Annotated in this window: 9 protein-coding genes; 7 read left to right on the forward strand and 2 right to left on the reverse strand. The window is 69.4% G+C overall.

Going from position 1 to position 12,321, the window contains the following annotated elements; genetic code table 11:
* The first annotated feature begins 6 nt into the window (after window positions 1-6).
* From ASC58_RS00200 to ASC58_RS00230, 7 genes are all read left to right on the forward strand, one after another.
* Window positions 7-2,451, forward strand: a complete 2,445-nt coding sequence (locus ASC58_RS00200; RefSeq protein ID WP_056914846.1) for a DNA topoisomerase (ATP-hydrolyzing) subunit A — start codon at window positions 7-9, stop codon at window positions 2,449-2,451.
* On the forward strand, window positions 2,448-3,524 hold the full coding sequence (locus ASC58_RS00205; protein WP_056918035.1) for a sucrase ferredoxin: 1,077 nt from the start codon (window positions 2,448-2,450) through the stop codon (window positions 3,522-3,524). Before ASC58_RS00200 ends, ASC58_RS00205 begins: the two co-directional genes overlap by 4 nt.
* Window positions 3,525-3,698: 174 nt before the next feature.
* Entirely contained in the window at window positions 3,699-4,967 is a 1,269-nt protein-coding gene (locus ASC58_RS00210) for an ABC transporter substrate-binding protein (RefSeq protein ID WP_056918036.1), read from the forward strand.
* 155 nt (window positions 4,968-5,122) lie between these two features.
* Entirely contained in the window at window positions 5,123-6,208 is a 1,086-nt protein-coding gene (locus tag ASC58_RS00215; protein ID WP_082552796.1) for a carbohydrate ABC transporter permease, read from the forward strand.
* A gap of 1 nt (window position 6,209) precedes the next feature.
* Window positions 6,210-7,124: a carbohydrate ABC transporter permease gene (locus ASC58_RS00220; protein WP_056914849.1), complete on the forward strand. Its 915-nt coding sequence runs from the start codon at window positions 6,210-6,212 to the stop codon at window positions 7,122-7,124.
* A 27-nt stretch (window positions 7,125-7,151) separates the two neighbouring features.
* A complete protein-coding gene (locus ASC58_RS00225) occupies window positions 7,152-7,376 on the forward strand; it encodes a hypothetical protein (protein WP_056914850.1) in 225 nt (74 codons plus the stop codon).
* Window positions 7,377-7,394: 18 nt separating this feature from the next.
* Window positions 7,395-8,489 (forward strand): LacI family DNA-binding transcriptional regulator, encoded by a 1,095-nt coding sequence (locus ASC58_RS00230; RefSeq protein ID WP_082552797.1) that lies wholly within the window; start codon window positions 7,395-7,397, stop codon window positions 8,487-8,489.
* A 48-nt stretch (window positions 8,490-8,537) separates the two neighbouring features.
* Here the strand turns inward: ASC58_RS00230 and ASC58_RS00235 are convergent, their stop codons facing one another.
* On the reverse strand, window positions 8,538-9,974 hold the full coding sequence (locus ASC58_RS00235; RefSeq protein WP_056914851.1) for an APC family permease: 1,437 nt from the start codon (window positions 9,972-9,974) through the stop codon (window positions 8,538-8,540).
* 105 nt (window positions 9,975-10,079) lie between these two features.
* A complete protein-coding gene (locus tag ASC58_RS00240) occupies window positions 10,080-12,227 on the reverse strand; it encodes a type IIA DNA topoisomerase subunit B (protein ID WP_056918037.1) in 2,148 nt (715 codons plus the stop codon).
* Window positions 12,228-12,321: the final 94 nt, after the last annotated feature.

Below are 12,321 nucleotides of genomic sequence, written 5' to 3' on the forward strand. Positions count from 1 at the left end.
CCAGGTATGGCCCGCAAGACCCCGTCAGCACCCGTGGACGAGCCGTTCGTCGAGCGGATCGTCGACATCGACGTCCGCGAGGAGATGCAGGGGGCGTTCCTCGAGTACGCCGTCTCCGTCATCCACTCGCGCGCCCTGCCCGACGCCCGTGACGGCCTCAAGCCGGTCCAGCGACGGATCCTGTACTCCATGAACGAGATGGGCCTGCGCCCCGAGCGCGGCCACGTCAAGTCCTCCCGCGTCGTCGGCGACGTCATGGGCAAGTACCACCCGCACGGCGACACGGCCATCTACGACGCCCTCGTCCGCATGGCCCAGCCGTTCACGATGCGCCTGCCCCTCGTCGACGGGCACGGCAACTTCGGCTCGCTCGACGACGGGCCGGCCGCCTCCCGGTACACCGAGGCCCGTCCCGCTCCTGCCGCCGTCCTCATGACGACCGGGCTCGACGAGGAGACGGTCGAGTTCGTCCCCAACTACGACGACCAGCTCCTGCAGCCCGAGGTGATGCCGGCGGCGTTCCCCAACCTGCTCGTCAACGGCGCCAGCGGCATCGCGGTGGGCATGGCGACCAACATGGCCCCGCACAACCTCGTCGAGGTCATCGGCGCGGCCCGCCACCTCATCGCCAACCCCACCTGCTCGCTGGACGACCTGATGAAGTTCGTCCCCGGTCCGGACCTGCCCGCGGGCGGGCGCATCGTCGGGCTCGACGGCATCCGCGACGCCTACCTCACCGGCCGCGGCAGCTTCAAGACCCGCGCCACCACCCGCATCGAGAAGACCTCGCCGCGCAGGATGGGCATCGTCGTCACCGAGCTGCCCTACCTCGTGGGCCCCGAGAAGGTCATCGAGAAGATCAAGGACGCCGTCCAGTCCAAGAAGCTCCAGGGCATCTCGGACGTCAAGGACCTCACCGACCGCAAGCACGGCCTGCAGCTGGTCATCGAGGTGAAGAACGGCTTCAACCCCGACGCCGTCCTCGAGCAGCTCTACAAGCTGACCCCCATGGAGGACTCGTTCTCCATCAACAACGTCGCCCTCGTCGGTGGTCAGCCGCGCACCCTCGGGCTCAAGGACCTGCTCAAGGTCTACGTCGACTTCCGCACCGACGTGGTCCGGCGTCGCACCGAGTACCGGCTCGGCAAGCGCAAGGACCGCCTGCACCTGGTCGAGGGACTGCTCATCGCGATCCTCGACATCGACGAGGTCATCCAGGTGATCCGGACCTCCGACGACGGCAACACCGCCAAGGCACGCCTCATGGACGTCTTCGACCTCACCGACCCGCAGGCGACCTACATCCTCGACCTGCAGCTGCGCCGGCTCACGAAGTTCTCGCGCATGGAGCTCGAGACCGAGAAGTCCGACCTCGAGCGCCAGATCGAGGAGCTCGAGGCGATCCTGGGCGACGAGAAGCTGCTCCTGAGGACGGTGTCGACCGAGCTCGCCGACGTCGCCAAGGCCCACGGCACGCCCCGCCGCACGGTCCTGCTCGAGTCGGCCGGCGTCCCCGCCACCACGGCGTCGCCGCTGGAGGTGGCCGACGACCCGTGCTGGGTCCTGCTCTCCTCCACCGGGCTGATGGCGCGCACCAACGGCGCCGACCCCATCCCCGCCGACGGCGCGCGCAGCAAGCACGACGCCCTCGTCGGAGCGGTCCGCACCACGGCGCGCGGCGAGGTCGGGCTGGTCACGTCCCGTGGCCGGCTCATCCGCCTCTCGGCCCTGGAGCTGCCGACGCTGCCCCCGACCAACGGGGCCCCCTCGCTGTCCGGCGGTGCGCCCCTCGCGGCATACGTCGACCTGCCGTCCGGTGAGGAACCCCTGACCATCGTCAGCCTCGTGGCCGACGCCCCGGGCATCGCCCTCGGCACGGCCCAGGGCGTGGTCAAGCGCGTCACGACCGACTACCCCGGCCGCACCGACTTCGAGCTCATCTCGCTCAAGGACGGCGACCAGGTCGTCGGCGCCGTGGGCCTGACCAGCGGTGACGAGGACCTCGTCTTCATCACCACCGACGCCCAGCTGCTGCGGTTCGGCGCCTCGGCGGTTCGCCCCCAGGGACGTGCCGCCGGCGGGATGGCCGGCATCAAGCTCGCTGCCGGCGCCACCGTCGCCTTCTTCGGCGCCGTGCCGCAGGGCGCCGACGCCGTCGTCGTCACGTCCTCCGGCTCCTCCGGCGCCCTCCCCGGCACCGAGCCCGGCTCGATCAAGGCCACGCCCTACTCGGAGTACCCGCCCAAGGGTCGGGCGACCGGCGGCGTGCGCTGCCACCGGTTCCTGCGCGGTGAGGACACGCTGGTCCTCGCCTGGGCCGGGCCGTTGCCCGCCAAGGCCTCCGGCGCCAACGGCGTCGCCCTCGAGCTCCCGGAGCCGACCGGTCGACGCGACGGCTCCGGCGTCCCCGCCCCGGCCGCCATCGCCCGCATCGCGGGTCCCCCGCAGTGACCCCGACGGGTTCAAGGTCAACCTCAGGGTCAGGGTCAGGGCACGGGACCCCGGCTCCCGACGCCTGCTCGGTCGGGTTCGACCGGGCCGGCGTCTCCGCCTACGGCACCGCAGCCCGGGCGGACTTCTTCGTGGCGCTCGAGCAGCCGGGCCCCTGGGGCCGCGACGCCGCCACCCAGTCGCACCTCCCTACCGACCTCGGGTCGGCCCTCGCCGAGGCCTGCAGCAGCAGGGGCGGGCGGCTCAGCCTGATCCGACGCCCGGGCCGCCACCCCGACGACTCGCACGACCCGGCGCCGGCCGGCCACACGGCATACCTCGCCTGGGCGGGTGAGCAGCCGTGGCTGCTCACCGGACGTGTCGCCGACCCCGCTGTCCTCCTCGACGTCGACCTCGACGCCCTGGCCCGCGGCGACCGAGACGCCGTGACGCGGTCCCTGCCCGGTATGGCGCCGTGCCCGCCGGTGCTCCTCGTCTGCACCAACGGGCGGCGCGACGTCTGCTGCGCCGTGCGAGGGCGACCGGTCGCCCTCGACGCAGCCGCCGAGGCGCCTGGCCGGGTCTGGGAGGCCTCGCACACCGGCGGCCACCGGTTCGCCCCGACCGGCGTGCTGCTCCCCCACGGCGCGACGCTGGCGCGCCTCGACGCGACGCTGGCCGGGGAGGTCCTGGCCGCGGCCGGGCACGGGGCCCTCCCGCTCGGCCTGCTCGGCCCCGCCCACGACCGTGGGCGCAGCGCCCTCGCACCCGGCGCCCAGGCGGCGGAGTCGCACGTGCGCCACCTCGTCTCGGAGGTCTCGCTCACCGCGTTCACCGTGACCGAGCTGGCGCGGGTCTCGACACCCCCCGCAGGCACCCCCGCAGACACTGCCTCAGACACCCCCTTGGACACCCCCGACGGCACCCCGCAGGCAGCGGTCGGCACGGGCGGAAGCACCTTCGAGGTGGTCCACGAGGACGGCCGGAGCTGGGTCGTGCACTGCGAAAGACTGCTGCTCGCAGGGGAATTGCCCGAGTCGTGCGGCAAGCACCCTGTCCACGTGTCGGTCTGGGACACCCGCGTCGCCTCCTGAGCGACGGTCGTCCACGCTCGGTTTCCCGGCAGTTACGTAATCGTTACCGCCTTGTCCTCATGAAGCGATTGCCACAGGCGAGCGCAAACGTTTACATGGGGCCGTTACCTCAGCGCTGAGGCACGTCCGCCTCAGCACGACGCGAGAAATGGAGGCGGGCGCATGGCCCTCCGAATGAACAAGCGGCACACCTTCACGGTGCTTGCCGGTGCAGTGTCCGTTGCGCTCGTCGCAGCGGCCTGTGGTGGCGGCGGCGGCGGCGGCAACGCTGCTGCGTCCTCCGGGGCTGACGCCCGCGGCCCCATCACCTACGTCCAGGGCAAGGACAACAGCAACCTGCTCGCTCCGCAGGCGGCCCGCTGGAACGCGGCCCACCCGACCGAGAAGGTCACGATCAAGGAGCAGTCCGACCAGGCCGACCAGCAGCACGACGACCTGGTGCAGAACTTCCAGGCCAAGAGCACGGCGTACGACGTCGTCTCGGTCGACGTCGTCTGGACCGCGGAGTTCGCCGCCAAGGGCTGGCTGACCCCCCTCAAGGACAAGTTCGCCCTGCCGACCACCGGATTCCTGGCCCCGACCGTCAAGGCCGCCACGTACAACAACACGCTGTACGCGGCACCCACCTCCTCCGACGGCGCGATGCTCTACTACCGCTCCGACCTCGTGAAGACGCCGCCGAAGACGTTCGACGAGATGTGGTCGATGTGCTCCATCGCCAAGCAGAACGGCATGGACTGCTACGCGGGCCAGTTCGCCAAGTACGAGGGCGGCACCTGCAACGCGACCGAGTGGATGAACGCCTACGGCGCCAAGGTCGTCGACGACGCCGGCAAGCCGACCGTCGACTCCCCCGAGGCGGCTGCCGGCCTGAAGGCCCTGGCCGACCACTACAAGAACGGTGACATCCCCAAGCAGGCCATCACCTACCAGGAGGAGCAGAGCCGCGCTGCGTTCCAGGACGGCAAGCTGCTGTTCCTGCGCAACTGGCCCTACGTCTACAACCTGGCCAGCACCGACGCCTCCTCGAAGGTCAAGGGCAAGTTCGCCGTCGCCCCGCTGCCCGGCGTGGACGGCCCCGGCACCTCGACCCTCGGTGGCCACATGGCCGCGATCAGCGCCTTCTCGAAGAACAAGGCCACGGCCCTGGACTTCCTGAAGTTCCTGACCAGCCCCGAGGAGCAGAAGACCAACATGGAGAAGGGTTCGCTGGCTCCGGTCATCGAGTCGATCTACACCGACCAGGCCCTCGTCGCCAAGTACCCGTACCTGCCGACGCTCAAGGAGTCCATCTCCAACGCGGTGTCGCGTCCCGTCACCCCGTTCTACCCGGCCGTGAGCAAGGCCATCCAGGAGAACTTCTACGCAGCCATCCAGGGTCAGAAGACCCCCGAGGCCGCCGTGAAGGACATGCAGGCCGCCATGCAGGCCGCCTCCGGCTGATCCACGCCGCCTGACCCGAGTCGTGGGGACGGTTCCTCCGGGAACCGTCCCCACGGCCGGGCCGCACCATCGTCGAGTACGTCGTCGCACCGAACGTCGCCGAGCGCGAAACACATCACGGTCTTTCCACCATCGCTTCCGGGCAAGGAGCAGGCATGAGCGCAGTCGCACAGTCGACGCAGGGGTCGACGAAGAAATCGCCCCCCACCAAGAAGCCCAAGGGGCTCAACGACGCCCAGAGACGTCAAGGCCTCCTGCTGGTCCTGCCGACCTTGGCCTTCCTCGCAGCCGTCATCCTCTATCCCCTGGTCCGAGCGGTGTTCGACTCCTTCAAGAAGGACGAAGGACTCGACCCGGCCACCGGCCTGTTCGTCCAGGGCGGCAGTGCCGGCGTCTCCAACTACACCCACTGGCTGCTGCAGCAGTGTGGCAACGTCGACTGCCCGCCCGGCACCCTCGGCGCACAGTTCTACAGCGCCTTCTGGGTCACCCTCTTCTTCACCGTCGTCAGCGTCGTGGTCGAGATCGGCCTCGGCATGTGGTTCGCGATGATCATGAACCGCGACTTCAAGGGCCGTGGCCTCGTCCGCGCCGCCATCCTCGTGCCTTGGGCCATCCCCACCGCTGTGACCGCCAAGCTCTGGTTCTTCATCTTCGCCTTCGACGGCATCGCCAACAAGCTCCTCGGCTTCGTCGGGATCCCGGCCCAGCTGTGGACCAGCGACCCGACGGCGGCCAAGTTCGCCATCATCATCGCCGACGTCTGGAAGACCACGCCGTTCATGGCGCTGCTCATCCTCGCCGGCCTGCAGCTCATCCCCGGCGACGTCTACGAGGCCGCCCAGATCGACGGCGCCACCAAGTGGCAGACGTTCGTGCGCATCACCCTCCCGCTGGTCAAGGTGCCGCTCATGGTGGCCGTGCTGTTCCGCACCCTCGACGTGCTGCGCATCTACGACCTGCCGGCGATCCTCACCAACGGCGGTGGAGGCACGACCTCCCTGTCGATGCTCGTGATCGACCAGATCCGCCAGGGCGGGTTCAACAACGCCTCCGCCCTCTCGACGATCATCTTCCTGCTGATCGCCATCGTCGCCTTCCTCTTCATCCGGTTCGGCGGGGCCGACGTCATCCAGCGACCGCCGACCTCGAAGAAGAAGGACGACGACGCTCCGACCCGCGGCCAGGCTGCCCAGGTGGGCAACCCCGTCGCCGCCAACGCGACCTCGACGGGAGCCTGACATGACCGCGGCAACCACCACCTCGACCACGGCACCCCCCACCAGCGGGCGCACCGAGGCCCAGGAGATCCACTTCAAGAGCAACCGCAACGCCAAGATCCGGATGTACATCGGACTCGCGGCGCTGGTGATCTGGGGTCTGGCCCCGTTCTACTGGATGGTCGTCACGGCCTTCCGCGACGTGGGCTACACGTTCGACACCAGCCCGTGGCCGACCCACGTGACGCTGGACAACTTCCGGACGGCGTTCTCCACCGGCCGCGGCAACCACTTCGGTGCCGCGCTGGTGCACTCCGTCATCATCGGCGTCGTCACCACCGTGGTCGCCATGCTCGTCGGCGTCTTCGCGTCCTACGCGCTGGCCCGGCTCAACTTCCCGGGCAAGTACGTCGTCCTCGGTGTCATCCTCGGGTCCTCCATGTTCCCGGGTGTGGCCCTGGTGACGCCGCTGTTCCAGCTCTTCACGAACCTCGGCTGGCGCGACGGAGCCAACTACCAGGCCCTGATCATCCCGAACATCTCGTTCGCGCTACCGCTGACGATCTACACGCTGACGGCGTTCTTGGCAGAGATGCCGTGGGAACTCGAGGAATCGGCGCGCATCGACGGCTGCACCCCGGGCCAGGCCTTCCGCAAGATCATGCTGCCGCTCGCGGCGCCGGGTCTGTTCACGACGGCGATCCTGGCCTTCATCGCCAGCTGGAACGAGTTCCTCCTGGCCTCGCAGTTCTCCACGGCGCAGACGCAGACGGTGACGGTGGCCATCGCCCAGTTCACCGGCTCCCAGCCCCACCAGGAGCCCTACACCGCCGTCATGGCGGCAGGAACCATCGTCACCGTGCCGCTCATCATCATGGTGCTGATCTTCCAGCGGGCCATCGTGTCCGGTCTGACGGCCGGAGGTGTGAAGGGCTAGGCCCTGCGCCTATCCCCCACATCTGCAATGGGACTGTTCAACCCAGGAAGCGGCACTGGCGGTCAGCGGGCCAGGGCCCAACGACTCGACACGCTGCTCGGCATCATCGGGGTCTTCACCTTCATGGCCGTCGTGCAGACGGTCGTCCTGGAGGTGCGCGGGGAGCCGGCGGGAACATCCGCCGTGCTCCTCGCGGTCCTCCTCGCGATCCTGTACGCGGTCTGGCGAGCACGGAAGAACACCGGAGTCTGAGCCTCCAGGACGGGTGTCATGACAACCATTGGCGACGTTGCCAAGGCCGCGGGAGTGTCCGTGGCGACGGTCTCGCGCGCGCTGCGCGGCGTCGACCGCGTCAGCCCGCGCACCCGGGACCGCGTCCTCGCGGCGGCCACCGAGCTGCACTACGTCGCCTCCCCCGCCGCCACCTCCCTGGTCTCGGGGCGGACGCGGGGCATCGGGGTCATCACGCCGTACTTCAACCGGTGGTTCTTCGCCACCGTCGTGACCGGCATCGAGAAGGCGCTGCGCGACGAGGGGCACCACGTGCTGCTGTGCGACCTCGAGAGCCACACCTTCGACGCCCGCCTGCCCATCACCCAGAACATGCTCTGGAAACGGGTCGACGGGGTCATCATCCTCAACGTGCCGCCCGACCCGCAGGAGCGCGACCTGCTCGACCGGCTGGGCCTGCCCGTCGTCACCGTCGGCAACCGCCAGCCGGGGTGGCCGTCCGTCCGCATCGACGACCGGGCCGCGATGGCGATGGCCGTCGAGTACGTCGTGGGGCTCGGGCACCGCGAGATCGCGTATGCCGGGACGGTGCCGGCCTCGGTGTCGCACCTGCAGACCCCGTTCGACCGCCGGGAGGCGTTCGACGAGGTGCTGGCCCGGCACGGCATACCGAACCGTCCGGAGTGGACCCTGCGGTGCGACTGGACCGCTGACGGTGCCGCCGAGCACGCCGATCGGTTGTTCGCCGCCGCGGAGCGACCCACCTGCGTCGTCGCCGCCTCCGACGAGATGGCCTTCGGGGTGATCAGTGCCGCCCGTCGGCGCGGCCTGCAGGTCCCCGGCGACGTGTCGGTCATCGGCATCGACGACCACGTCCACTCCCGCATCCACGACCTCACGACGGTGCGCCAGGACGTCGAGGCGCAGGGCCGGCACGCCGGCTCGCTCATGCTCTCGGCGCTGCACGGCCACGACGTGAGCAGCACGCACGACGAGGTCCTCGGGGTCGAGCTCGTGGTCCGTGGCTCGACGGCACCGCCCTCACGCTCCCGGGCGAACCGGACCGACCGCCCGACGCGGGCGCGCACGGCACCGAGGTCCGGTGCCCTCGGTGCCGTACAGGCGCCTGCCTGAGCCCTGGTCGGCCCAGCGCGGGCCTTCTCGGGCCCGTCCGGCCGTCGTCTAGTTGACCGAGCCCTCGCGCTCGCCGAGCTCCTCCGGGTCGCGGATGTAGGTCTTCTTGGCCCGCAGCGCCCGGTTGGCGAACCAGGTGATCGCCCAGAGCACCACGCCGATGGCCAGCAGGATCCCGGCGATCTTGTACTGCTCCCCCGCTCGGCCGGTGACCGGCAGCACGAAGAAGAAGCAGAGCAGGGCGCCGACGACCGGCAGCACGGTCGGTGCGACGAAGTGCTTCCGGTCGATGGTGTCCTTGCGGAGCACGAGGACGCAGATGTTGACGATCGTGAAGACGCCGAGCAGCAGCAGCGACGTCGTCCCACCGAGCGTCTCCGTGGCCGAGGTGCTCGCCCCGGAGACGTAGGTGATCAGGCCGAAGGCGAGCAGCGTCGTGAAGATGATCGCCGCCCACGGCGTCTGCCGCGACGAGTGGACCTTGCCCAGGAAGGGCGGCAGCACCTCCTGGCGGGCCATGCCGTAGAGCAGCCGGCTCGCCATGAGCATGTTGATCAGCGCCGAGTTGGCCACGGCGAACATCGAGATGAAGGGCAGCAGGGTGTCGATCGGCACGCCGGGCGCGGCCCGCTCGACGACGGTCACCAGCGGGGTCTCGCTGTCCCCGAGGATGCCGACGGGCACGATGGCCACCGAGAAGAGCGCGACGAGCACGTAGATGACACCGGTGACGCTGATGCCGGTGATCATCATCTTGGGGAAGTTCTTGACCGGGTCCTTGGTCTCCTCGGCCATGTTGACCGAGTCCTCGAAGCCGACCATCGCGAAGAACGCGAGGGACGTCGCCGCCGTGACGGCCAGGAACGCGCTCTTGTCGCTCGGGCTGTCGAACACCATGGTCCGGCTGAAGTCGGTCTTGCCGGCGAACAGGGCGTAGAACCCGACGAGGATGACGAGCAGCAGACCGGACAGCTCGACGAGGGTGAGCACGATGTTGGCCCGCACGCTCTCGCCGACGCCACGGAAGTTCACGACCGCGACGAGGGCCATGAACGCCAACGCCACGACGAGGATCAGCGAGGTGTTGTCGCTGTCGAGCCCGAACCCCTTGGCCATGTTGGACGCGAACGCCCTCGACGCGGTCGAGGCGCTCGTGATGCCGGAACACATCACGGTGAAGGCGACGATGAAGGTCAGGAAGTGCACCCCGAAGGCCTTGTGCGTGTAGAGCGCCGCCCCGGCAGCCTGCGGGTACTTCGTCACGAGCTCGAGGTAGGAGAACGCGGTGATCATGGCGATGCCGAAGGCCACGATGAACGGCACCCACGCCGCCCCACCGACCTCCTGGGCCACCTTGCCGGTGAGGGCGTAGACACCGGTGCCGAGGATGTCGCCCACGATGAACAGCAGCAGGAGCTTGGGACCCATCACCCGCTTGAGCTCGGTCTGTTCTTCCCCGGTGTCGACGTTCGTGGTCGTGGACATGCAGAACCTCCTGGTCGCGGAGGTCGCCCTTCACGACCCCTGCAGGGCCCCACACTGACGCAGTTCGCCCACCTCGGCAACGAGCAACGCTGGTGGGCGGCGCCGTCAGGCGTCGATGCGCTCCCGGTCGAGCTCGGCTGCCGACTCGACGATGAAGTCCTTCCGGGGACCCACGTCGTTGCCCATGAGGAGGTCGAACACGTTCTCGGCCATCTCGGCGTCCGCGAGCGTCACGCGCCGCAGGGTCCGGTGCCGCGGGTCCATCGTGGTCTCCGCGAGCTGGTCGGCATCCATCTCGCCGAGGCCCTTGTAGCGCTGCAGCGGCTGCTTGATGTTCTTCCCGCGCTTGCCGAGGGAGGCGACCGTCGTCCGCATCTCCTTCTCGGAGTAGGTGTAGATGAGGTCGTTCTTCTTGGCACCGTTGTTGACGACCTCGATCCGGTGCAACGGGGGCACGGCGGCATACACCCTCCCGGCCTCGACCAGCGGGCGCATGTAGCGGAAGAAGAGGGTGAGCAGCAGCGTCCGGATGTGGGCGCCGTCGACGTCCGCGTCGGTCATGATGATGACCTTGCCGTAGCGCGCCGCGTCGAGGTCGAACGAGCGCCCGGAACCGGCCCCGATCACCTGGATGATCGCGGCGCACTCGGCGTTCTTGAGCATGTCCGAGACCGAGGCCTTCTGGACGTTGAGGATCTTGCCGCGGATCGGCAGCAGCGCCTGGTAGTCGCTGGAGCGGGCGAGCTTGGCGGTGCCGAGGGCGCTGTCGCCCTCGACGATGAACAGCTCGGACTTCTCGACCTCGGACGACCGGCAGTCGGCGAGCTTGGCAGGCAGCGTCGACGACTCGAGGGCGTTCTTGCGACGCTGGGTCTCCTTGTGCAGCCGGGCGCTGATCCGCGACTTCATCTCGGAGACGACCTTCTCCAGCAGCAGGGCCGCCTGGGCCTTCTCGCCCCGCTTCGTGGAGGTCAGGAGGCTGGTGAGCTCCTGCTCGACGACCTTGGAGACGATCGCGCGGACCGCGTTGGTCCCGAGGACCTCCTTGGTCTGCCCCTCGAACTGCGGCTCGGCCAAGCGGACCGTGACCACGGCGGTGAGGCCGGCGAGGACGTCGTCCTTCTCGGGCTTGTCGCTGCCGACCTTGAGGCGACGGCTGTTCACCTCGAGCTTCTTGCGGAACACCTTGAGCAGCGCCTGCTCGAAGCCGGCGATGTGGGTGCCGCCCTTGGGCGTGGCGATGATGTTGACGAAGGAGCTGACCTTCGCGTCGTACCCGGTGCCCCACCGGACCGCGATGTCGACGCCGCACTCGCGCTCGACGGCGGTCGGGGTCATGTGCCCCTTGCCGTCCAGGACCGGCACCGTCTCGGTGAAGGTGCCCGTGCCCTGCAGCCGCCACACCTCGGTCACCGCGGTGTCGGGGGCGAGGAACTCGGCGAACTCGGAGATGCCGCCGTCGTGGACGAAGGTCTCCTCGTGCGGCCCGTCGGCCCCCGGGGTGCCGGGAAGCCCACGCTCGTCGCGGATGACGATGGTGAGCCCCGGGACCAGGAACGAGGTCTGGCGCGCGCGCGAGACCAGGCTGGGGTAGTCGAACGCCGCGTCCTTGAGGAAGATCTGCTCGTCGGCCCAGTAACGCACCCGGGTGCCGGTGACGCCCCGCCTGGCCTTGCCGACGACGGCCAGCTCGCTGGAGCGCTCGTAGGGTGTGAAGGCGTGGTCCGGCGCCTTGTCCGCGGTCGCCACGTCCGGGAAGTACCCGGGCTCGCCGCGGCGGAAGCTCATCGCATAGGTCTTGCCGGTCCGGTCGACCTCGACGTCGAGGCGTGCCGAGAGGGCGTTGACCACGGACGCACCGACGCCGTGCAGACCACCGGACGCGGTGTAGGAACCGCCGCCGAACTTGCCCCCCGCGTGCAGCTTGGTGAAGACGACCTCGACCCCGGTGAGGCCGGTGCGCGGCTCGATGTCCACCGGGATGCCACGACCGTTGTCGCGGACCTCCACCGACCCGTCGCGGTAGAGGATCACCTCGATGCGGTCGCAGTGACCGCCGAGCGCCTCGTCCACCGCGTTGTCGATGATCTCCCACAGGCAGTGCATGAGGCCGCGGCCGTCGGTCGACCCGATGTACATGCCGGGACGCTTGCGCACGGCCTCGAGGCCCTCGAGGACCTGCAGGTGGTGGGCGCTGTAGTCCGACGTGGACTTCGTCGTCGCGGCCTTCTTCGCGGTGGTGGCTTCAGCCACGGGGTTCCCTTCTCGGTGCTCTGGCGGCCAGGTCGCTGACCGGTCCCCGCAGGGTAACCCGCGGCGCGGACAGGGCCGCGCAGGCACGCGGCAC

Origin of the sequence: Phycicoccus sp. Root101, assembly GCF_001426245.1 — a bacterium.
Classification (GTDB): domain Bacteria; phylum Actinomycetota; class Actinomycetes; order Actinomycetales; family Dermatophilaceae; genus Pedococcus.